This window comes from Vibrio sp. 1CM8B (genome assembly GCF_023161685.1).
In the GTDB taxonomy this organism is placed as follows: Bacteria; Pseudomonadota; Gammaproteobacteria; order Enterobacterales; family Vibrionaceae; genus Vibrio; species Vibrio coralliirubri.
Genome location: NZ_JALNTU010000007.1, coordinates 18,244 through 40,361, shown reverse-complemented (window position 1 = coordinate 40,361; position 22,118 = coordinate 18,244). Strand labels below are relative to the sequence as shown.

Sequence of the window (22,118 nt, the reverse complement as noted above, 5' to 3'; positions counted from 1 at the left end):
AAAAGCGCTCAACGGCACGTTTCAAACACCAGATTAAGTGATCCCCCTAATAATAAAATATAATTCTAATTGTGGAGTGTGACTATGACCGCACGTGAAACTGTGGTTCCAGTTTTACTTGAAAAAGTTTACAAGCTGATTCAAGACAAACTTGACCTTGCTCATCGACCTCTCGTAACTCAACTTGCTCAACACTTGTTTAGTAACGTTTCTCACGACGATCTGACTCAGAGAAACGAATCCGATTTATATGGTGCTGTAGTTAGCTTATGGCATCACATCAATGAAAAGAAAGCCGACGAAATCTCTGTACGCGTTTTCAACCCGACGGTAAGTCGTCAAGGTTGGCAGTCTACTCATACTATCGTTGAGATAGTCGTTCCAGACAGTCCGTTCCTTGTTGATTCTGTAAAAATGGCACTTACTCGCCTAGACCTTTCTTCTCACCTTATGCTTCATAACCCAACACAAATCTCTCGCTCAGATAAGGGCAGTGTTGTCGGTGTTAGCAATAACGAAGGTGCATTCCAATCGCTTTTCCATATCGAAGTAGACCGTTTGAGCAGTAAAGCTGAAATGACAGCGCTTAAAACGGAGCTACTGGATATCTTTACCGATACTAGCTTAGTTGTGAACGATTGGTTGAAGATGGTTGAAAGACTTGAAGAAGTAACCAATCAAGTAGAAAAGCAGAAAGAGAGCATTCCTGTAGATGGCCAACGTTTTGATGAAACGTTGGCGTTTCTTCGTTGGTTAGGTGAACACAACTTTACATTCATGGGTTATAAGGAATATGACCTAGTTTCAGTTAACGGCGACACTGAACTGCAACCGACCAAGGAGCAAGGTCTTGGTTTGTTTGCGAATTCAGATCGTGTACGTAACGTTAAGTTGTCTGAGTTTTCTGATTCGGCACGCCTTGAAGCGAAAAAGCCTTATGTACTTATTGTAACCAAGGGCAACACGGCTTCACGCATTCACCGTCCAGCTTACAACGATTACATTGGTATTAAGAAGTTCGATAAGAACGGTAAGGTCATTGGTGAGCACCGCTTTACTGGTCTTTACACATCTGCCGTTTATAACCAAACCGTTGAAACGATTCCTCTTGTTCGCGAGAAAGTAGAGCGTATCTTGGATGCGAGTGGCTACCGTGAAGGTTCATACTCTTACAAAGCTCTGCACAACATTCTTGAAAACTATCCACGTGATGAACTGCTTCAAGCTCGAGAAGAAGAGTTACTTGAAGTGGGTACTGGCGTAGTACAAATGCAAGATCGCGATCTTCTGCGTCTGTTCGTTCGCAAAGACCCGTTTGGTCGTTTCTTTAGCTGCATGGTTTACGTAACAAAAGATCGTTACAACACAGAGCTTCGTCGCCAAACACAGCGCATCTTGAAACAGTACTTTGGTTGTGAAGAAGAGGTTGAATTTACAACGTATTTCTCTGAAAGCCCGCTAGCAAGAACACACTATATTGTACGTGTTGATAACAACAACATGGATGTGGACGTGAAAACAATTGAGCAAAATTTAATGGAAGTATCGTCTACGTGGGATGACCGTCTGTCTGAGTCAATCATTGCAAACTTCGGTGAAAGCAAAGGTCTTCCATTATCGAAAGAGTACATGCGTGCATTCCCACGTTCGTACAAAGAAGACATGATGCCAGGTTCAGCTGTTGCTGACATCGAACGTTTAGAAGCATTAAGTGAAGACAACAAACTGGGTATGCTTTTCTACCGTCCTCAAGAAGAAGCGGCAGATTCAAAAGCAGTTCGTTTGAAGTTGTTCTACCACAGCGATGAGCCAATTCACCTTTCTGATGTTATGCCAATGCTTGAAAACTTTGGCCTACGCGTTATCGGTGAATCTCCATATGAAGTGCGTAAAACTAACGGTGTGACATATTGGATCCTTGATTTCTCTATGCTGCACAAGAGCGATAAGACCATTGATCTTCGTGAAGCTCGCGATCTTTTCCAACAAGCCTTTGCTGCAATTTGGGCGGGTGAGCTAGACAGCGATGGTTTCAACCGCTTAGTGCTTGGCGCTGGTCTTTCTGGCCGTGAAATCTCAATCTTACGTGCTTATGCTCGTTACATGCGTCAGGTTGGTTTCCCATTCAGCCAACAATACATTGAAGACACATTGTCTCATTACCCAGAGTTAGCGAAAGGGTTAGTGAGTTTATTCGGCAAGCGTTTTGACCCTAAACTAAAGGGCAGCGCAAAAGGCCAACAAGATCTTATTAAGAAGATCACTGAACAGTTGGATCATGTAGAAAGCTTGGATGATGATCGTATCATTCGTCGCTACATGGAAATGATCACTGCAACGCTTCGTACTAACTACTACCAAGTAGACGAGAACAAGCAGTCTAAACCTTGGTTAGCTCTGAAAATGAGACCAAGCGAGATTCCAGATATCCCTGCGCCGGTTCCTGCGTTTGAGATCTTCGTTTACGCACCAGACATTGAAGGTGTGCATCTACGTGGCGGTAAAGTAGCACGTGGTGGTTTACGTTGGTCAGACCGTCAAGAGGACTTCCGTACTGAGATTCTAGGCCTAGTTAAAGCGCAACAAGTTAAGAATACGGTTATCGTACCGGTTGGTGCTAAAGGCGGTTTCGTTTGTAAGCGTCAACACATGATGTCAGGCCGAGACGAGATCTTCGCTGAAGGTCAACGTTGTTACAAGCGCTTCATCCGTGCATTGCTAGACGTTTCAGACAACATCATTGAAGGTGAGGTTATCCCACCTAAGAGCGTTGTTCGTCACGATGAAGATGACCCGTATTTGGTTGTTGCTGCCGATAAAGGCACCGCGACATTCTCAGATCTAGCGAACTCAGTAGCGGAAGAGTACAACTTCTGGTTAGGTGATGCGTTTGCATCGGGTGGCTCTAACGGTTACGACCACAAAGCCATGGGTATCACGGCGAAAGGTGGTTGGGAATCTGTTAAACGTCACTTCCGTGAAATGGGCATCAACTGTCAAAGCACAGACTTCACTGCAATTGGTGTAGGTGATATGGCGGGCGACGTATTTGGTAACGGTATGCTGCTATCTAAGCATATTCGCTTACAAGCTGCGTTTAACCACATGCACATCTTCATTGACCCGAATCCAGAGTCGGCATCAAGCTGGATAGAGCGTGACCGTTTGTTTGATCTGCCTCGTTCAAGCTGGGAAGATTACAATAAAGACCTGATTTCTCAAGGTGGTGGCATCTTCTCTCGTCGAGCGAAGTCTATTTCCCTAACACCTGAAATTCAGAAAATGCTGGGTACCAAGAAAGCTTCTATGGCACCCAATGACTTGATCAAAGCGATCTTGTCTATGCAGGTTGATCTACTTTGGAATGGCGGTATTGGTACTTACGTTAAGTCTTCTAGCGAGACTCATACTGATGTGGGTGACCGTGCAAATGACGTGTTACGTATTGATGGACGTGACCTAAAAGCTAAGGTTGTTGGTGAAGGCGGTAACTTGGGTATGACTCAATTGGGTCGTATTGAATACGCTCTAAGGGGCGGTCGAGTAAATACTGACTTTGTTGATAACGTTGGTGGTGTAGATTGCTCGGATAACGAAGTTAACATTAAGATCTTCTTGAATGGCTTAGTGTCTAATGGTGATCTAACCGTTAAGCAACGTAACCAAGTGCTTGAGTCAATGGAAGATGAAGTTGGTGAAATCGTACTAGATGATGCGTACTGCCAAGCTGAGTCCATCTCTGTGACTGAGCATCAAGGTGTTGGCTTAGTGAAAGAGCAAATCCGCTTCATCCACACAATGGAAAAAGCAGGGTATTTAGACCGTGGTTTGGAATACATCCCAGATGACGAAACGCTGCTAGAGCGTGAGAAGCAAGGCCAAGCATTAACAAGACCTGAGCTATCAGTATTGATCGCTTACGGTAAAATGGTTCTAAAAGAAGATCTTGTAAGTGATGATATTGCGAATGATGAGTTCCATGCTCAACAACTGATGCAATACTTCCCAACAGAGTTACGCCGTAACTACTCCCAGCACATGGATAACCATCCACTACGTGCCGAGATCATTGCAACTGCGCTTGCTAACCAAATGGTTAACGAGATGGGCTGTAACTTTGTGACTCGTTTGCAAGAAGAGACGGGCGCGAACATTGTTGATATTGCGAATGCTTACGCGGCATCACGTGAAATCTACGGTCTAGGTAAGGTACTAAAGAGCATCCGTGAACTGGACAACATCTCAAGTTCTGAAGCTCAATACGAATTGCTTTATCATGTGCGTCGTACGCTTCGTCGCCTAGCACGCTGGTTGCTAAGAAACCGTACGGGTAAACAGTCAGTGAACGCATTGATTGAGCTTTACCAAGGTGATGTGGCTGCGATTACTGAAAAACTGGACGAAAACTTAGTAGCTTCAGAAGTAGAAGAGCATCAAGCAATGGCTCAACTATGGATTGATCAAGGTGTAAATGCTGAGCTGGCTAATTCAGTGGCTCGTTTGTCTAGCCTGTACTCAGCACTGGATATATCCACAGTGGCTCGTGAAACAGGTAAAACAGTCCAACAAGCGTCTAAGCTTTACTTCAACCTTGGCGACCGTTTGTCACTGCATTGGTTCTTGAAGCAAATCAATGGCCAAGCTGTAGACAACAACTGGCAAGCGCTGGCACGTGCTGCATTCAGAGAAGATCTGGATTGGCAACAACGTCAGCTAACTGGCCAAGTACTTAACTGTGGCTGTGCTTCAGACATCGATGTGATTAAAGCGCTTGATGACTGGATGGAAAGTAACTCTGTTTCTCTGCATCGTTGGGAGAGCATCTTGAACGAATTCAAAGTGGGTTCTGTTCATGAGTTTGCTAAGTTCTCAGTGGCGTTACGTGAATTGATGTTGTTGAATCTAAACTGCATGTCGAAAGACTAGTCACTAGATAAAACGAAAAATATAAGGGCAGGCCACAAGGTCTGCCTTTTTCGTTTCGGTAAAGTGGGATCAATAGAACTAACGATTTTTGAAGGACCAACCTCGACGGACACGTTGTTTGTTGTTAAGTGAGTTGGTGGCTGTACTAAGGTTGAGATTAGAAATGGGTTAATAACCTGAAGAAACGATAACGTTTGCTTAATAATGAACCTCATTCGTTAGCAAACTCGATTATCTTACCCTTACAGACAGTAATAGATTGAATAGTTGGGTAAATAAGTAAATAATATCGCCCCGTTTACACGGGGCTTTTTTCTATCGGAGGCACAATGCTTTACCGTCTAGCCAGAACTGGCTTTTTCCAACTTGATGCCGAAAAGGCACATGATCTTGCAATTCAAAATTTCAAACGCTTTACAGGCACACCAATTGATCTTTTGTATCGCCAACAATTACCTCATCGACCTGTAGAGTGCATGGGTCTTACTTTTAAAAACCCAGTTGGCCTCGCGGCAGGCCTAGATAAAAACGGCGAATGTATTGATGCATTTGGCGCTATGGGTTTTGGTTTCGTAGAAGTAGGAACAGTGACTCCACGTCCACAAGCGGGTAACGACAAACCTCGATTATTCCGTCTTGTTGAAGCTGAAGGTATCATCAACCGCATGGGCTTTAACAACCTAGGCGTCGACAACCTTGTTGAGAATGTTAAGAAGTCGAACTACGATGGCATCTTAGGTATTAACATCGGTAAGAACAAAGACACACCAATTGAAAAGGGCGCTGAAGATTACTTGATCTGTATGGAGAAGGTATATCAATACGCTGGTTACATTGCTGTGAACATCTCTTCACCAAATACTCCAGGACTTCGTTCTCTACAATACGGCGAAGCTCTAGACGATCTGTTGTCTGAACTTAAAACCAAACAATCTGAACTGGAAGAGAAGCATGGTAAATATGTTCCTCTTGCTCTTAAGATTGCTCCGGATCTAAGCGACGACGAAATTAGCCAAATTTGTGAATCATTGATCAAAAATAAGATCGATGGTGTGATCGCAACAAATACAACATTGGATCGTTCAATCGTTGAAGGTATGAAACATTGCGATGAAGCGGGTGGCCTAAGTGGACGTCCAGTTCAATCTCGCAGCACTGAAGTAGTTCGCAAACTTCACGAAGAGCTTGGTGACAAACTGCCGATCATTGGAGTAGGTGGTGTTGACTCGTATGTTGCTGCAAAAGAGAAAATGATGGCAGGCGCGAAGCTTGTACAAGTTTACTCTGGTTTCATCTACAAAGGTCCAGGCCTAGTTGGCGACATCGTTAAAAATCTATAAGCTGAAAATTGCTTTTATTCTTGAAAAGCGACAATCTGGCATCGTCTTACTAAAAGAGACACTGTAACTCACTGAGTTGTAGAGAAAAGCGATAAGAAAGAGGAATTCATTTCCTCTTTTTTTTTGCCTATTGCTCAGTAAAATTACTGTAATTGAAGGTAATTTTGCGTTTTACCTAATGGAATGGTTCAACAGTGTGAGACGAAATGATGCTTAAACCTAGCGATACATGGAGTTGGTATTACGATGAGCAGCAATGTTCATTAATGCTAAACCTCGGAGAGGATATGATTTTCAAAACGAATCTGGTCCGCAATAAGCTGGTGGACTGCGCGTTTAGAGATAATGAATTCACCGTTGATGACGCATCTTCATACCAAACCTTCAAAGAACAAATTTCTGGCTTAGAACTGTCTGAGCCTCGCCAAGCTGAACTCGCGCTTTATTGCGTGGCAGCAAAGCGCTTCCACAAGCCTGTACAGCCTAAGAGTTGGTTCTTCGACTCACAGGGTGCTGGCCACGAATATCCTCAAGAAGGGGATATCGTACAAATGAATAACGAGCATAGCTTAGGGTATTTCATTGTATTAGAAGTGGGAGAGTGTGCGAGCCTATGCGCATTTGTCGACCTAGAAGAGTTTCTGCTTACACCTTCAAAAGGGTTACGCTTTGGCGACTCAATTAAGGTCATGCACGATAGAATGATAGACGCGAACGCTATTCTTCATCAAACGCACATTGCGATGGTCGGTTAGCCTTCAATCTAGTCCATCATTTCTCACACACATCGCAACGCATCAACCTGTCAAGTCTTCCCCAAAATCGGCTCATTAGCCGATTTTTTTGTGCCTAAAAAACCTCACCCTGATAAATACATCACTGCTTAACCATTTAAATAGTGAACTTACGACTATTTTTTCGCCTTAATTTCTGCCTGTTTTTATCGCCAGAAGTGTAATTTACCCATCTTTATTCCCTGTTTTCTCCCTTTTGTAGCTAACTTTCAACCCTAAATCCGACTTGGTATATACCAATTTAAGGGTGAATATAAATTCACATTGTCGCTTTGGTCGGTATTTGGTCCTGAATCGTGTTGGTTTGATAAGTCTTATGTTCTAAGGGGATGTGGGTAAGCGATCGCTTCAACACTGTGCGTTTGCTAGCCAGTTAGAAGAAAGATTCAATGAAAAGACGAGTTTAGTGTGATGCTCTAGTAACAAATTCAGGTATAATCGAGCTCATTTTTATCAATAAAAGAACACTATGAATCAATATCTAGCGGTTACCTCAAATGGCCTTGAGAATTTATTAGTTGAAGAACTAACCCAACTAGGGATTACAAACGCAAAACCTGTTCAAGCAGGTGTTAAATTCAAAGCCACCAATGAGCAAATTTATCGTTGTTGTTTGTGGAGCCGTTTGGCTTCTCGATTTGTACGTGTCCTTTCTGAATTCACTTGTATGGACGACATGGATTTGTACCTATCAACCACTGCGGTTAACTGGGTAAATCAATTCCATAGCTCTAAGCGTTTTGTTGTTGACTTCAATGGTACGAACAACGAAATCCGTAATAGCCAATACGGTGCAATGAAAGTAAAAGATGCCGTTGTTGATTGCTTCGAGAAGAAGTCTCTGCCTCGTCCTTCTATCAGCAAAGAGAACCCAGACATTCGCATTCACGTTCGTCTACACCGTGATAAAGCGATTCTTGGTGTTGATATGGTGGGCAGCGGTCTTCACCAACGTGGTTACCGTCCAGAATCAGGTCGTGCACCTCTGCGTGAAACACTTGCTGCAGCGATTCTTCTTCGTAGTGGTTGGGATGCGACTAAGCCTTTCCTAGACCCTATGTGTGGTTCAGGTACGTTAGTGATTGAAGCGGCAATGATGGCTGCAAATATGGCTCCAGGTGTTAAACGCCAGAAGTGGTGTTTTGAATCACTAGAAGATTTCGAACCAGAACTTTGGGCTGAAGTGAAAGCGGAAGCGAATGTTCAAGGTCGTCGTGGCGTTAAGAAAGTAGAATGTAAGTTCTATGGCTATGACAATGACGAACGCATGATCAAAACAGCGCGTGATAATGCTCGTCGTGCTGGTGTTGAAGAGTTGATTGAATTCGAAGTAGGTGATGCTGCAAAACTTAAGCGTCCTACCGAGTTTACTGATGGTGTGATTGTTTCTAACCCACCTTATGGTGAGCGTCTTGGTACAGAGCCGGGTCTTATTGCTCTTTACACAGCATTTGGCGCGCAGCTTAAAGCGGAATTTGGCGGTTGTAACGCGTCTATCTTCTCTAGTTCAGACGAACTACTGAGCTGCTTACGCATGCGTGCAGACAAACAGTTCAAATTGAACAACGGTGCGTTACCGTGTCACCAAAAAAACTACTCAATTTCAGATCGTCCGATGTCAGAACGTCCAACGGGCGAGCAAGAACAGCTGATTGCGCCAGACTTTGCAAACCGTCTTAAAAAGAACATCGGTAAAATTGGCAAGTGGGCTAAGAAAGAGCAATTAGATTGTTACCGTATCTACGATGCGGACTTACCAGAATACAATGTAGCGATTGATGTATACCCAGGTCACCTTGTGATTCAAGAATACGCAGCGCCTAAAGATGTACCGGAAGAGAAGGCTAAACGTCGCTTAACCGATATTATCCGTGCTTCTATTCAAGTAACAGGCGTTGAAGCAAACAACGTGGTTCTTAAGGTTCGTCAGAAACAGAAAGGCCGTTCTCAATACCAGAAGATGGCTCAAGACTCATCTAACCTAGAAGTGAACGAATACGGCGTTAAGCTGATTGTTAATCTTCATGATTACCTAGATACAGGCTTGTTCCTAGATCATAAGATCACTCGTCGTCGTATTGGTGAGATGGCTGCTGGCAAAGATTTCCTAAACCTGTTCGCTTACACTGGCAGTGCATCTGTTCATGCTGCAGTCGGTGGCGCACGCTCTACAACAACGGTTGATATGTCGAATACCTACCTTGAGTGGGCAAAACAGAACATGGAGCTTAATGGCCGTGTTGGTCGTCAACATCAGTTTGTTCAAGCTGACTGCTTACAGTGGTTGGTTAAAGAGCAGGGTTCTTACGACCTGATCTTTATTGATCCACCTACGTTCTCAAACTCTAAGCGTATGGATCAATCGTTCGATGTTCAACGTGATCACATTCAGTTGATGGAAAACCTTAAGCGTCTTCTTCGTGAAGAAGGCACGATTGTGTTCTCTAACAACAAACGTCACTTCAAAATGGATCTAGAAGGTCTAGAAGCGTTAGGTCTTAAAGCTCAGAACATTTCTGCTAAGACGCTTCCATTGGACTTCTCTCGCAATAAGCACATTCATAACTGCTGGTTGATTACACATAAGTAGTTAAGAGATTGTATAAGGATATATAGTGCTGACTCTCTACAGTACAGAAGGCTGCCATCTATGTGAGATGGCATTCCAACTCACGGAACAGTTAAACATTAGCCATCACGTCAACGTCGTCGACATTGCATTTGATGATGAGCTCTTTTCCCGTTACGGGGTCACTATTCCGGTGCTCAAATTTGAAAGCTCTGATCTTTCTCAAAGCTCAGAGCTTAACTGGCCATTTGGCTTGTTAGAACTTAATGATTGGTTAAAGAAGAATGGCATTACTTACAATTCATAATGGGCAATTAGCGTTTGGCGATCACCCGTTATTAGATCGTGCGGACTTTGCACTGCAAGAAAACGAACGTGTGTGTTTAGTAGGGCGCAATGGCGCTGGTAAGTCTACATTGATGAAAATCCTGTCTGGGAACATCATCATGGACGACGGCAAGATGCAAATCACACAAGATGTGGTTGTATCTCGTCTTGAGCAAGATCCACCGCGTAATGAAGAAGGCACCGTTTATGATTACGTTGCTGGTGGCCTAGCGGAAATCGGTGAACAGTTGAAGATCTATCATGATCTTCTGGATCTCATCGGTACTGACCCAAGTGAAAAGAACTTAAACCGTCTTACTCGCGTTCAAGAGCAGTTGGATCATGCGAATGCATGGCGTTTCGAAGATCGCGTAAGTAACGTAATGGCTGCGCTTAAACTCACTGCTGAAACAAAACTGACTGATTTATCTGGTGGTTGGCAACGTAAAGCCGCACTTGCTCGTGCGCTTGTATGTGACCCAGACGTGCTTCTACTCGACGAACCGACTAACCACTTGGATGTTGCGACAATCGAATGGTTAGAAGGCTTCCTGAAAGACTTCCGTGGTTCAATCATCTTTATCTCGCATGACCGTGCTTTCATCAAATCAATGGCAACACGCATTGTTGATCTTGATCGTGGTAAGTTGAGCTCGTTCCCTGGCGATTACGATAACTACCTATTAGATAAAGAAGAAGCGTTACGTGTCGAAGAGATGCAAAACGCTGAATTCGATAAGAAGCTTGCTCAAGAAGAAGTATGGATTCGTCAGGGCATTAAAGCTCGTAGAACTCGTAACGAAGGCCGCGTACGTGCGCTTAAGAAGCTACGTGAAGAGCGTTTGAACCGACGTGAAGTGCAGGGCAAAGCGATTATCCAAATCGACGATGGTCAGCGTTCAGGCAAGATTGTATTTGAAGCTGAGAACATTAACTTTGGCTTCGAAGGCAAAGAGATTGTTAAAGACTTCAGCTTCAACATCATGCGTGGTGATCGTATTGCTCTGATTGGTCCTAACGGTTGTGGTAAGAGTACGGTGCTTAAACTGCTTCTTGACCAACTTAAGCCAGATTCAGGTCGTCTGCATTGTGGTACTAAGCTTGAAGTCGCTTACTTCGACCAATACCGCGAAATCCTAGACCCTGAGAAGTCGGTAATTGATAACCTAGCGGATGGTAAGCAAGAAGTGACAGTAGGCGGCCGTGAGCGTCATGCACTAAGCTACTTACAAGATTTCTTATTCTCGCCTAAACGTGCTCGTACTCCTGTTAAAGCGCTGTCTGGTGGTGAGAAAAACCGTCTGTTATTAGCTCGTATCTTCCTTAAGTCGAACAACTTATTGATTCTCGATGAGCCAACCAACGATCTAGATATCGAAACTTTGGAACTTTTAGAAGATTTGCTTGCCAACTATCAGGGTACGCTTCTTTTAGTGAGCCACGATCGTCAGTTTGTTGATAACACGGTTATGACAAGTTGGATCTTCGAAGGTAACGGTGTGATTGAAGAATTTGTTGGTGGCTATCACGATGCTCAGCAGCAAAGAAAGCAAGCATTAGAGTACCGACAGGTTGAAAAGCCATCAAAGCCTGAGAAAGTAGTTGAGGAAACTCCCAAAACTGCGCCAGTTAAGGCTAAACCTAAGAAGTTATCGTATAAGCTACAACGAGAACTAGAAGCGCTACCAATGCGTTTAGAAGAATTGGAAACTCAAATTGAAACTCTTCAGGAAGAAGTCAACGATCCAAGCTTCTTTTCAAAATCTGTAGAGCAGACACAACCAGTATTAGATAAGCTATCTGCAGCAGAGCAGGAGCTTGAAGTTGCTTTTGAGCGCTGGGAAGAGCTCGAGGCACTACAACAGGAAAGTTAAGAAGTAATAATGACTTGTACTAAATTTAAATTAACTACAGTTGCAGCATTAGTTTTTGCTGCAACTAACGCCAACGCAGCGCTGTATAACGTAGTGGAAGTAACTCCCTCGATTACTGGTGCATCTGAAATCTTTGGTGTTGCGATTCAGCCTGGTGCTGCTACTGATGGAACGAATGACCTTACATTAGGGTGTTTTGATTCTGCAGCTACTAATTGTGCGGACACTACATTTAAACTTGCAGGTGAAACTCGCAATGCTGTTGACGGTATCGGTTATCGAGAGGAAGTTCCTTTCGCAATGGATGCACCGTTCCAATACATTCAAGAACGCGATGACTTCGAAAACTACTGCTACCGTGAGCTTAGATATTCTACTTGTGAAAGTTGGGCCGACAATCGCTGGGCTACTTGGAGCAAAGAAAGTGACCTCAGCTATGTGAATGCGAAAGCTTTTGTTGGGGAAAATGGTAGTTCTATTAGTTCTTTTAACGTATCGATTACTGCACTTGATGATTCTGGTGCGCCTTTAGGTATAGAGTCAAACGGTAATGATATTCGCTATAACGCAGTTACAACAGTGCCTCTAACAGCTTCATCTGAATCACGTGCTTTTGGTGCTTTAACTGTTGATAATGCAGGTACAGACATCATTTACAATTTTGGTAGTATTTCTGTTAAAGGACCAGTTACAGATACTTCAAATACGACATTTAGTTCAAAAGCTGCAATTTGGAAAGATGGCGAAGTTCATCAGTTTGAATGGACCCGTGGTGGTAATGCTCAAGAAGGCGATTATTTTGCACAAGGTAGCATGCGTGGCCTTGCGGTAAATTCTGGAAAGCTATATGGCGTTGGCTTTGACACGGTTAACGGTAATGGTGATCTGCAAGACATGAATGCCAGTGTATTTGTGAGTGACTCACTAGATATTACTGGTGCGACTTGGGAAACTAAAATTATCAGCGGCGCCGAGGTTAAGTCTGGTTCATCTAACGATGATGCTAGATACAGTAACTCTGTAGCGACTGATATTAACGATAACTTGTTCGCTGTTGGTTATTCTAAGCGTAATGGTTATGTGCCAGAGAGTGGCAGTGCTGGTAACAAGATTTTCGTTGTAACGGATGCTAAAAACCCGACAGCAACGTACTTGTCTGGTGGTATCTTTTTTGGTGGTTCGAGCGGTGAAGCTAAAGCAGTTAACAACTTTAACGAGTTTGTTGGCCAAATAGATGCAGAAACCACTCGTGAGGTTGATGGTAGTGAACGTAGACATCGTGGTTTTATTTACCCGTATCAAGCGACCGGCACTGATGCATCAAGAATTGCGTTGTTTGAGAGCAAAGCTTGGTGGTTAGATGATCTAACAAATGATGGTGTTGTTTCCGGAGAGAACAACAAGTTCCGAATCATCGATGCTACTGACATTAACGATGCTGGTGTAATTTCTGCTACTGCTATCAAATGTACCGTTGGTGGCACGACTCAACCATACGATACTACGTCTCACAACTCATACTGTGGTGGCGCTTCGTCTAACGCGGTAGAAGAGGTTGTAGCCGTTAAACTGGTTCCAATTGCTGGTGCAACTAAAGATGATATTCAAACTCGCAGCGCAGATACCGAGAAAGTAGATCGCCAAGGTGGTAGCCTAGGTTGGTTAACTTTGACTGTGCTTGGTCTGTTAGGGTTCCGCAGAAAATTTAAATAATTTTATCTCTTGAGCCCGAGTTCACAATTCTGAACTCGGGCTTTTTTTCACCTTGAGAAAAGTGAAAATTTGATCGATTCTTAAAGTTGGAGTCACAAAAACTCCGCAAAGTTGTAATCATTGTATGTTAGTAAATGGAACACCCGTATGAGGACTGCACTATGAAGAGACAAAAGCGTGATCGACTAGAACGAGCACAATCTCAAGGTTACAAGGCTGGTTTAAATGGACGGTCGCAAGAAGCTTGCCCATATAGCCAAATGGATTCTCGGTCTTATTGGTTAGGTGGATGGCGTGACGCCAAAGATGACAAGCAATCAGGTCTCTATAAGTAGAATAGGGCACAAAGAATTAAAGGTCAGGGCTCCATTGTCTGTTGATTACAACGGCTGGAGCCTTGTTAGTTTCAGAAGAGTGCTAATCCCCAGAGCTATAAAGTTATTATAATCTCGCTATTATAAGAGCGTCTTGCTGGTGGATTTAACCTATTTCACGCTTAGGTCTGAATACTTTGATGCACTATAACTAAATTTATTGAAATGAAAATAAAGCAGCTATGGGCTGCTTTATTAAAAATCTAACTAATAGATTAGAATGCTGACGTATCTTGGAAAAGGCCAACTTTCAGATCTTTAGCAACATAGATCTCTTTACCATCAACAAGTACGCGACCATCCGCAAGGCCCATCACTAGTCGACGGTTAACAACACGCTTCATGTGGATCTCGTAAGTTACTTTTTTTGCTGTAGGTAGAATTTGACCTGTGAATTTCACTTCGCCAACACCCAGAGCACGACCTTTACCTTCGCCGCCAACCCAACCAAGGTAGAAGCCAACAAGCTGCCACATTGCGTCAAGGCCTAGACAACCAGGCATTACTGGGTCACCCGGGAAGTGACAATCGAAGAACCATAGGTCAGGAGTAATATCCAGCTCAGCAAGAACTAAACCTTTACCGTAATCACCTTCAGTTTCAGACATCTTAGTGATGCGATCCATCATTAGCATGTTCGGTGCTGGTAGTTGAGGGCCTTGTGGCCATAGTTCGCCTTGGCTTGATGCTAGAAGCTCTTCGCGAGTGTAAGAATCACGTTTGTTTTGCATTATCAATTACTCCGATTTTTGATAGGTGCATATTAGTGAACAGGTGTACGCTAAACAAGTCCGATCAGTACTAGACAAACCAGTTTTTAATGCGTCCAACGATTCCAATAGGGTGCTCATGTCTTTCAAAGTTTTCAATACGTTCCGCGATTTTACTCAGAACGCTTTCTTGTTCATCATCTCTAAATGGTTTGTTCATAATGAGGGGAATTGCTTCGTCTACATTAGACACAGACCAAATATGGAATTCTTCATTCTTAATGCTTTCAATAAGGTCAGGCTTTAGTGCGAGGTGTCTTAAATTCGATCTTGGAAGGATCACACCTTGTGCACCTGTTAAGCCGTTGTGCTTGCACACATGGTAGAAGCCTTCGATTTTCTCGTTTAGTCCGCCTACCGCTTGTACACGACCAAATTGGTCTACTGCACCAGTAACCGCAATTTGTTGATTGATAGGGTATTCAGACAAAGCACTCACCAGAGAGCAAAGTTCCGCTAGAGAAGCACTATCGCCATCGACTTCGCAGTACGATTGCTCAAACACAACAGAGGCGGCGTATGGCAACGGATCTTCAAGGTTTAGTGCGCTGCTCACAAATGCTTGCATGATCATCATACCTTTAGCATGAAGATTACCACCCAGTTCAGCTTTACGCTCAACGTCGGCAATGTCACCATCACCAAAGTGAATAACGCAGGAAATTCGTGCAGGTTCACCATAAGAGATCGGGTGTCCTGGAACATCGATAACCGTCAGACCATTAACTTGACCAACTTGTTCGCCCTCGGTTTCGATAATGACTTGGCCATCTCGAATATCATCAAGAGCGCGTTCTGGTAGGTACGATTCACGGTTGTATTTGTGCTGTTGAGCTTGTTGGATATGGTGAATATCAATCTCACCATTGTCGGCTTCAATCAGAGCTTCGTTCAATAACGCATTGTGCCAAATAGGGCATAATGGAATATAGCTTTGATCTTCCGTTTCTCTTGCTCCGGCAGTAAGAATGCCCGTCAACGCTTGTTGCGTGATGGTTGGCAATTTATAGCGTTGTTGAAGCCACTTTAGGTAACCAAGATATTGAGTCAAAGTCTCTTCAGATAGCTTGATGTCTTGTTCAATTTCGCTAAATAGGCAAAAACCGGTTTGAATATCGCTGTCTAGATAATCAAGGTCACCTAATTGAGCTCTGTCTCCAACCACAATCAACTTAATGTTGTAAGTCAAAGGCAAAGTCGGGGATTGGTTCAAGTGCTCTGGATTACTGCTGATTGGTTCTACGGCTTCACCAAGCAGTGCTGATTTAAGCAGTAACCAGCTTCCTGGGTTGGCCAAGATCAAGTTTGCTGAAACGATCAGATAGCCGTTGTTTGCTCTAGCCAGTAGGCCGGGCTTTGTCGCTATAACCTTACCGTCTTTTGACTGAACTTGGTCAAACAGAGAGACAGCATTTAAAGACTCAGTTTTTATAACCGGTAGAGTGTGATCATCTAAAGCAGTGACTAGAGATTCAACAATCATTTGACGATAGATCGAATTGTCTGGAGCGTTTACAAGTAAAACACGCGAAAGGTTAGACAAACGGACAAAGCGGGTTAGCGCATCTTTGAATCTATGTTGAATATCTGAAAACGGGAAAGGCGAGATGTCAGGGAATTGCTCTAATTGAGCGCTATATTCGTCGTACTGAGGCGTAACATGTCGCCAATCTACTTGAGTCATTTAAGTTTCTGATTATGATAATGAGGTAGGGAGTATATAGAAAAACCGATCTCGCTTGTAGCTCTATGTTGTAGTTACTAATCACTAAGCTAATATAAGTATGATCTTGGTCTATTCTTTCAAGATCATAATTGTTAAATAGCCTATTTTGGGTTACGCTGTCACTAGGATTAACTCTCGAGATTAGACATGAAATATCAGCAACTTGAAAACTTGGAATGTGGTTGGAAATGGAACTATCTGGTCAAAAAATGGAAAGAAGGCGAGTCGATCACCTGCCACATAGATTCAAGTGAAGCTGACGTTGCTGTTAAAGCCTTATTGAAGCTTGAACACCAACCTACAGGTGTCCTTGAGTGGATATCTAACAACATGTCTCCTGAGCTCGATAACAAGCTTAAACAAGCGATCAGAGCTAAGCGAAAACGCCACTTCAATGCTGAACAAGTTCATACAAAGAAGAAATCAATCGACCTTGATTACCGTGTATGGGAAAAGCTATCTCAACGTGCGAACGAGCTAGGTTGTACGCTCTCAGATGCCATCGAGTATTTGGTTAGCGAAGCGTCTCGTAGTGAGCAGGCCAGCAAGACGGTGACTAGCCTCAAAGAAGACTTAAGCAAGCTCCTTTCTGACGATAAATAACCATCAACAGTAGTGGTGACATTATGATGTACGTAATCTTAATCGGTGCGGTATTAGTTTTTTGGTTAGTAGCAGTCGACCGACCGGTATTGAAAATTAAATTTAGCGACGGGGCGATCGAACAAGTTAAAGGGCATCTCCCACCGAGCTTTAAGCACAACCTTCAAGAGATTGGTCATAACAATACTTTTAAAGGCGAGCTAAAAGTGTATGCAAAACGTTCTGGCTACAATCTCAAGTTCACTAAAGATGTTCCTAAAAACGTACAGCAACGTATTCGTAACGTGTTCCCGCATAATGGTTTTAAGTCTAAAGGCTCAAAGAAAGCGTAATCGTTGAGAGTTACGCGCTAGCTAGTCAATCTTCATACTAAGTTAATCCCTCATTTCTCTTAAATCTCCGCATACTGTTCTCACCCTCAACAAAGAGAGAGCAGTATGAGATATCTAGTATTACTATTATGTTTTTTCTCCCCAGTCGCTTTTCCCGACGATGCATTGGTTAATCCTGTAGCTAAAAAGATAAAAGTCACCGTCATGAAAGGGCTCAACAAGAGTAATGTTGATTTCGAGGGTTATTGCGATCTGATGATTGAGATGAAGCACTCTAAAGGTTACGCAAGAATCAAAAAGGTGAGAACGTCTGGAGATAGTAAAGTTTGCAAGCAGGCGAAAAAACATCTACCGACGAAGAAAAGCTTCAAATACAGCTTTCCAGAAAAGTATATCCGGCTACATATCACACATTAGCTACTCTCAACGCACTATAACTAAATATCCTTAATTTTATTGAAACAATTTCGTGAACCAACCTCTAATTTCTATTAATATTAGTTTTGTTATAAAGGCAGGATATGCAGACACAAGAGCATTTACGGCAAAGGAAAGTCACGGTTGTTGTTAACAAATAAAAGTTACCCCCCTGAAGTGATAGAGATCTCTAGGAAGGTCTCAATCAACGTTGAAGCTCGCTTTAATCGATGGTTAATCTCACCTGAATATAAGCTTGCACAATCTAAAGTAGACACGTTACTAAGTTTAGAAAATAGGTATTGTGATAGCGTCATATTTGATGAATCTGACCGCATATCTCATAACCAACGTATTCTACTGCGCTGTGAACAAGATAGAGTTAATGCTCATCGTGAGAAAGTCAACGCGAAGCAACAAACCTTACGATACGTTATCGATGATGTTAGCAATGCAGCTTCGGCTCTAATGCTTGAGAAGCTTCAAGGCACATTAATAAGTTCGCTATTTTCAGACTTACCCGATTACAATCAGTTCGCTAGTGTTGCGTATTCGCCATCTTTAAACTTTACTAAACTTCACGAAATATCTGCGAAAAGCAGGCCATTGAGCTCTAGCTTAATTGAGTTTGTTTCCAATCAAGAGTTTGCAGATAAGTATGGAAAGAAATCTAAGGTAGTTCTTGATCCTAAAGTTGCAGCACGACAAATAGGAATAGAAAATTGTCGTTTATTGTTCCCATTGTTAATGAGTCAGCAGCTGATTAAGTGGAATGATGGCAACATTAAACACATCACACCTAAGGTTTGGCAACACTTGGTCGTGACGTCAAATGCGACTCGAATTCGACTTCAAGAAACGTCGGTTAAAGATCCTAATGTAGGAATTTTACTTGGCGTGTTGAGAGTTCTACCTTTGTTTTTAATTTGTAACCATTTTTCTTCAACGTTTGAAGACGCATTGGTAAAAACGATGCTTGGTTATCGTGAAGCAAGTGACAAGCATGATGAATATTATGCTTGTACTGAAGTGATGCCAAACACACAGTTTCTCGAAGCAATGGTCGAGCAGCTAGAGCTTAAGCTACTAAAAAATCTCGTTGAATTTATCGATTGGAGCCCTGGAAACCAGTTCATCAAGAGGGCACTTCTAGAGGAAGTGAATGACATTCCAGTACTTGAGCGAACGGTTTATGGTGCAGCTTTGGCTCAAGGTAGAAAATATTCTGTTTTCGAGGCGTTAGATAATAGTGAACTATTTAACGTTAAGCACCGACCTTATTGGTTTTCAACTGTTCAAATGTCTATCGCGACGATTGAGCAGATGCAAGATAAAGTGCTGGGGAAGCTTACGGTGAACATGTAATAAAAAAGAGAGAGTCGCATTTATGTGGCTCTCTTTTTTGTTGCGCTGTAACTTTATGTAAATATCTGGTTTTAGCGCTAAACAGTAGGATTAGACTCTACTTAACTGACCACTTCGAAGGTAAACGACTCCTGCTTTGCTATTGCGTGTTTAACAGGGATACCAAGGCGCTGGCAAGTCATCATAACTTTTAACTTCCTGTCGGCAGGAGCGTGCTCTGAGAGAATAACCGAGCTTAGGCACTCTCTATTAAGGTAGAGTTTATTTCCGATCATCTCATCATTAGGTAATACCCAACGGTATTCCTTTTCATAGCGCCAATTAGAATGCTTAATTTTGAATATCTCAGCTCCCAGTCTTGCTGTTTGTAAACCACTTAGCGATGCCGGGTGGAACATACTCGGTTCGTCTTCATACTGGACTTCAAAACAGTTGAGGTTGGCCTCGCCGTTATAGCAGTTGAGATCATACTCGATACACATGCCTTTAAAGTTGTCACCATACTGCGACCATAGTATTGGGTGGTCGCTCGACTGAGAGAAACACATGATCTTAAAGTTTTGTTGAAGCTCTTTGTTGAATACGTGGTTAGATTCAAAAGGGTTATTAAAAGTTTTAGCGTAATCAAACCACAACGAACACTCGGAAATAGATTGTATGTTTCTGTCGTGGAGCGATCTGAACTTATAAAGTTTAGGCAACATATCAAACACCTAGTTTACAAAATTGCCTGATGTTAACACTTTAATTTATTTTTAAGGATTGAATGCATAGCATTTGATTGCTTAATCACCAAATTTATTCGTATAACTGTTTGATAGATCAAAATTTAAACACGAAATAGTAGCCTGTTAAAGTGGTTTATATTGCATTAAGGCTAAGCTTCCTGGTTGTAACTTTTTATGGAAGATACAACGTAACTTTATTTATGGTTGAATTGTCTTGTTAAAGTAAAGGTCGAGTAGGGAAAGGTAAATAGGTGACCAAGATTAAAGCCGAACTTTAAAAAGACGGCTTTAATTGTATTGAGTCTACGAGTGAATCAAGTTTAGAAGTGGTACCTTGCACCTAGATAAGCGGTTTGGGGGGATACATCGATGGATTCAATTTCAACGTTGGCATAGCGGTAACCGATATGGATGTCGATGTTGTCTGTTACTATCGCACCTAGTTCAGCACCAACTTGGTAGGCGGCTTCAGATTTAGAATCTGATACTCCAAAAGCTTTCGCTTCCATATCCATAGAGCCAACACCGGCTAATAGAGATACATACAGATCTAAGACGTCACCTTTAACAATAAACTTTGGTTTAATGTTTACGAAGAAAGCTTGGCCTTCAATATCCATTAAGTCGTTATAGGTAACTTTTCCGATTTTTCGGTACTCTGCCTCTAGTCCCAGTTTGACGACGTCATGTGTATTGAATTCGTAGCCTCCAACCAAGTTATAGCTAAAGTCTGATAGATCAGATGAATCTTCAATGGCGCTGCCACGATATTCTAATTCAGTTTCATTATAAAAGCCGATATCAACACCAGCATAAAAATGACCATGCTCTCTAGGTGAGTTTTCGTTTTCACTAGCAAGCGCCTGCGAGCTGATGCCAAAAAAAGCGGTGAATAGCGATAGGGCGATTGTACTGATTTTCATGTAAAGCCTTCTAAGATAATAAGTTATTCAGTTCCAGAATATGTTAACAAACAAAAGATACTCTAACTAATTGAGAACTAGCCTAAATATCTAATTTTAAAGACTTGTTGGTAATAGAAGTATCATTATCGCAGTTATGAGACAAGGTAATACAGTCCAGACAGAGGTTGATAGAATTTATGTTGCACTGTAACTTACTATCAGCCAAGTCGTTTAGAGAGGTTCGTTTTGGATGGCAACGCAGTTTGGTAACAATGACCGTTGGGCATCAGAAAATTCAAAGTCAGTGGTTTGAAAAACGAGTACGGATGTTACTGATGGCGTTGATAGTTGATTCAATCTGGTAAAGAACAAGCCAACATAGATAAACAAGACTAGATGATTCGGGAGTTCGCTTGGTCTTTTTAGACCGTTAAATCTAGCGAACAAGAGTAACCAAGTCTTTTCAGTCTATTGGTAGTACGGACAATAGACCGAGAGTTAGTGGAAGCGTTAATCATCTAGGTTCTTTTGGTAAGCAAAATCAGCGTAATAGTTTTTTAATACTCAACCAGCAGAGACTCTGGACTAACTTTGGAGATGCATTCGTAATTAGAAGTCTTAATTAAGTTTGAGCAGATATGTGATGAAGCCATCACGATTTAATTCAATTAACGTGGAGTCAAAGCCAGAAAGTAATTAAATAGATAGATTTATGCGTCGCTCTACGTGAAATCTACTGGTAATAAGGCTACGAACACTCTCAGATTTCAAGCTCCTTCGATGCGTATTATGTCTGATTATGTTTAATGGTGCATATCTTATAAAATCAGTGCAGCCTCTTGTATTTAGAGGTTTTATCATTGAAGTATCGCGAAATGAGTAAGAATTACATTTTTCGAGAGTTAGAGTGCCAAATGACGAAGGAAGAGGTCGCTGAACTGTGTTTTAAAACTGTGAGAACAGTCACAGCTTGGGATGAGGGAAAACCAATACCTCCCGAGTGCAAAAGACTTATGCGAATGGCTAAAGGTAGGGAACTTAGCATTAATGAAGATTGGGTGCAGTTCAAAATGTTATACGACAGTATGGAACTGCCTACTGGCCAAGTGGTGAGGCCACAACAAATATTGGCAGGGATTGCATTATTGGGTATTCAATCAGAGTTAGAGATTAAGACTTCAACACACTTGCTTGGCCTTGCTAGAGCGATAGCTAATATCAAGAAATAGAATTAGAAAAGTATGATTCTATCAAGGTGAATTCAAAATCTAGGGCATCTTTGCTAACTGAATGACTTTTTGCTGTTATGGTTAACTCGACTGGCGAAAGATAGACCCTGTTTAGTGGAATTAACC

17 protein-coding genes are annotated in these 22,118 nt (G+C 42.3%); 13 read left to right on the top strand and 4 right to left on the bottom strand.

Features of this window, described 5'->3' with window-relative positions; genetic code table 11:
* Positions 1 to 84 precede the first annotated feature (84 nt).
* The 8 genes from MSG36_RS15075 (at position 85) to rmf (ending at position 13,878) form a co-directional block, all read left to right on the top strand.
* A complete protein-coding gene (locus MSG36_RS15075) occupies positions 85 to 4,926 on the top strand; it encodes an NAD-glutamate dehydrogenase (protein ID WP_248368571.1) in 4,842 nt (1,613 codons plus the stop codon).
* Positions 4,927 to 5,255: 329 nt separating this feature from the next.
* The gene (pyrD, locus tag MSG36_RS15070) at positions 5,256 to 6,266 is read left to right on the top strand and encodes a quinone-dependent dihydroorotate dehydrogenase (RefSeq protein ID WP_017059681.1); all 1,011 of its coding nucleotides are present in this window, start codon (positions 5,256 to 5,258) and stop codon (positions 6,264 to 6,266) included.
* Between the two features lie 206 nt (positions 6,267 to 6,472).
* Positions 6,473 to 7,021: a cell division protein ZapC gene (locus tag MSG36_RS15065; protein ID WP_017059680.1), complete on the top strand. Its 549-nt coding sequence runs from the start codon at positions 6,473 to 6,475 to the stop codon at positions 7,019 to 7,021.
* Positions 7,022 to 7,529: 508 nt separating this feature from the next.
* Positions 7,530 to 9,650, top strand: a complete 2,121-nt coding sequence (gene rlmKL / locus MSG36_RS15060) for a bifunctional 23S rRNA (guanine(2069)-N(7))-methyltransferase RlmK/23S rRNA (guanine(2445)-N(2))-methyltransferase RlmL (protein WP_050621305.1) — start codon at positions 7,530 to 7,532, stop codon at positions 9,648 to 9,650.
* A gap of 25 nt (positions 9,651 to 9,675) precedes the next feature.
* Positions 9,676 to 9,936, top strand: a complete 261-nt coding sequence (locus tag MSG36_RS15055) for a glutaredoxin family protein (RefSeq protein WP_019823251.1) — start codon at positions 9,676 to 9,678, stop codon at positions 9,934 to 9,936.
* Positions 9,914 to 11,830, top strand: a complete 1,917-nt coding sequence (locus tag MSG36_RS15050) for an ABC transporter ATP-binding protein (protein ID WP_248368569.1) — start codon at positions 9,914 to 9,916, stop codon at positions 11,828 to 11,830. The genes MSG36_RS15055 and MSG36_RS15050 overlap by 23 nt, the downstream gene beginning before the upstream one ends.
* Before the next feature lie 9 nt (positions 11,831 to 11,839).
* The gene (locus MSG36_RS15045; RefSeq protein ID WP_248368566.1) at positions 11,840 to 13,543 is read left to right on the top strand and encodes a DUF3466 family protein; all 1,704 of its coding nucleotides are present in this window, start codon (positions 11,840 to 11,842) and stop codon (positions 13,541 to 13,543) included.
* Between the two features lie 161 nt (positions 13,544 to 13,704).
* Positions 13,705 to 13,878 (top strand): ribosome modulation factor, encoded by a 174-nt coding sequence (gene rmf, locus MSG36_RS15040; RefSeq protein ID WP_017059676.1) that lies wholly within the window; start codon positions 13,705 to 13,707, stop codon positions 13,876 to 13,878.
* A gap of 254 nt (positions 13,879 to 14,132) precedes the next feature.
* Here the strand turns inward: rmf and fabA are convergent, their stop codons facing one another.
* Positions 14,133 to 14,648, bottom strand: coding sequence for a bifunctional 3-hydroxydecanoyl-ACP dehydratase/trans-2-decenoyl-ACP isomerase (gene fabA, locus MSG36_RS15035; RefSeq protein ID WP_017059675.1), 516 nt, complete (start codon positions 14,646 to 14,648; stop codon positions 14,133 to 14,135).
* Positions 14,649 to 14,718: 70 nt separating this feature from the next.
* On the bottom strand, positions 14,719 to 16,371 hold the full coding sequence (locus MSG36_RS15030; RefSeq protein ID WP_248368564.1) for a Lon protease family protein: 1,653 nt from the start codon (positions 16,369 to 16,371) through the stop codon (positions 14,719 to 14,721).
* Between the two features lie 189 nt (positions 16,372 to 16,560).
* Here MSG36_RS15030 and matP point away from each other — a divergent pair, with 189 nt between their 5' ends.
* The 4 genes from matP to MSG36_RS15010 all read left to right on the top strand — a co-directional run bounded on the left by matP (position 16,561) and on the right by MSG36_RS15010 (position 19,130).
* Positions 16,561 to 17,016, top strand: coding sequence for a macrodomain Ter protein MatP (gene matP / locus MSG36_RS15025; RefSeq protein WP_017059673.1), 456 nt, complete (start codon positions 16,561 to 16,563; stop codon positions 17,014 to 17,016).
* A 23-nt stretch (positions 17,017 to 17,039) separates the two neighbouring features.
* A complete protein-coding gene (locus MSG36_RS15020) occupies positions 17,040 to 17,348 on the top strand; it encodes a DUF3634 family protein (RefSeq protein ID WP_017059672.1) in 309 nt (102 codons plus the stop codon).
* A 105-nt stretch (positions 17,349 to 17,453) separates the two neighbouring features.
* Positions 17,454 to 17,765 carry a hypothetical protein gene (locus MSG36_RS15015; RefSeq protein WP_248368562.1) on the top strand — a complete coding sequence of 104 codons (312 nt, stop codon included), beginning with the start codon at positions 17,454 to 17,456 and terminating at the stop codon, positions 17,763 to 17,765.
* A gap of 144 nt (positions 17,766 to 17,909) precedes the next feature.
* Positions 17,910 to 19,130: a hypothetical protein gene (locus MSG36_RS15010; protein ID WP_248368560.1), complete on the top strand. Its 1,221-nt coding sequence runs from the start codon at positions 17,910 to 17,912 to the stop codon at positions 19,128 to 19,130.
* Between the two features lie 101 nt (positions 19,131 to 19,231).
* On the opposite strand, the gene MSG36_RS15005 is transcribed toward MSG36_RS15010, so the two are convergent.
* The gene (locus MSG36_RS15005; RefSeq protein WP_248368558.1) at positions 19,232 to 19,834 is read right to left on the bottom strand and encodes a DUF2971 domain-containing protein; all 603 of its coding nucleotides are present in this window, start codon (positions 19,832 to 19,834) and stop codon (positions 19,232 to 19,234) included.
* 344 nt (positions 19,835 to 20,178) lie between these two features.
* Complete coding sequence (locus MSG36_RS15000; protein WP_248368556.1) at positions 20,179 to 20,781, bottom strand: porin family protein; 603 nt, start codon at positions 20,779 to 20,781, stop codon at positions 20,179 to 20,181.
* A gap of 842 nt (positions 20,782 to 21,623) precedes the next feature.
* Between MSG36_RS15000 and MSG36_RS14995 the strand changes: the two genes are divergently transcribed.
* Entirely contained in the window at positions 21,624 to 21,992 is a 369-nt protein-coding gene (locus tag MSG36_RS14995) for a phage protein (protein ID WP_048659339.1), read from the top strand.
* Positions 21,993 to 22,118: the final 126 nt, after the last annotated feature.

What these genes read in the sequence shown, in the direction of transcription:
- MSG36_RS15065 (WP_017059680.1), top strand. Translation starts at nt 6,473, where the DNA reads ATGATGCTTAAACCTAGCGATACATGGAGTTGGTATTACGATGAGCAG.
- pyrD (WP_017059681.1), top strand. Translation starts at nt 5,256, where the DNA reads ATGCTTTACCGTCTAGCCAGAACTGGCTTTTTCCAACTTGATGCCGAA.
- fabA (WP_017059675.1), bottom strand. Translation starts at nt 14,648, where the DNA reads ATGCAAAACAAACGTGATTCTTACACTCGCGAAGAGCTTCTAGCATCA.
- MSG36_RS15030 (WP_248368564.1), bottom strand. Translation starts at nt 16,371, where the DNA reads ATGACTCAAGTAGATTGGCGACATGTTACGCCTCAGTACGACGAATAT.
- MSG36_RS15000 (WP_248368556.1), bottom strand. Translation starts at nt 20,781, where the DNA reads ATGAAAATCAGTACAATCGCCCTATCGCTATTCACCGCTTTTTTTGGC.
- MSG36_RS15020 (WP_017059672.1), top strand. Translation starts at nt 17,040, where the DNA reads ATGATGTACGTAATCTTAATCGGTGCGGTATTAGTTTTTTGGTTAGTA.
- MSG36_RS15050 (WP_248368569.1), top strand. Translation starts at nt 9,914, where the DNA reads ATGGCATTACTTACAATTCATAATGGGCAATTAGCGTTTGGCGATCAC.
- matP (WP_017059673.1), top strand. Translation starts at nt 16,561, where the DNA reads ATGAAATATCAGCAACTTGAAAACTTGGAATGTGGTTGGAAATGGAAC.
- rlmKL (WP_050621305.1), top strand. Translation starts at nt 7,530, where the DNA reads ATGAATCAATATCTAGCGGTTACCTCAAATGGCCTTGAGAATTTATTA.
- MSG36_RS15005 (WP_248368558.1), bottom strand. Translation starts at nt 19,834, where the DNA reads ATGTTGCCTAAACTTTATAAGTTCAGATCGCTCCACGACAGAAACATA.
- MSG36_RS15075 (WP_248368571.1), top strand. Translation starts at nt 85, where the DNA reads ATGACCGCACGTGAAACTGTGGTTCCAGTTTTACTTGAAAAAGTTTAC.
- MSG36_RS15045 (WP_248368566.1), top strand. Translation starts at nt 11,840, where the DNA reads ATGACTTGTACTAAATTTAAATTAACTACAGTTGCAGCATTAGTTTTT.
- MSG36_RS15015 (WP_248368562.1), top strand. Translation starts at nt 17,454, where the DNA reads ATGAGATATCTAGTATTACTATTATGTTTTTTCTCCCCAGTCGCTTTT.
- rmf (WP_017059676.1), top strand. Translation starts at nt 13,705, where the DNA reads ATGAAGAGACAAAAGCGTGATCGACTAGAACGAGCACAATCTCAAGGT.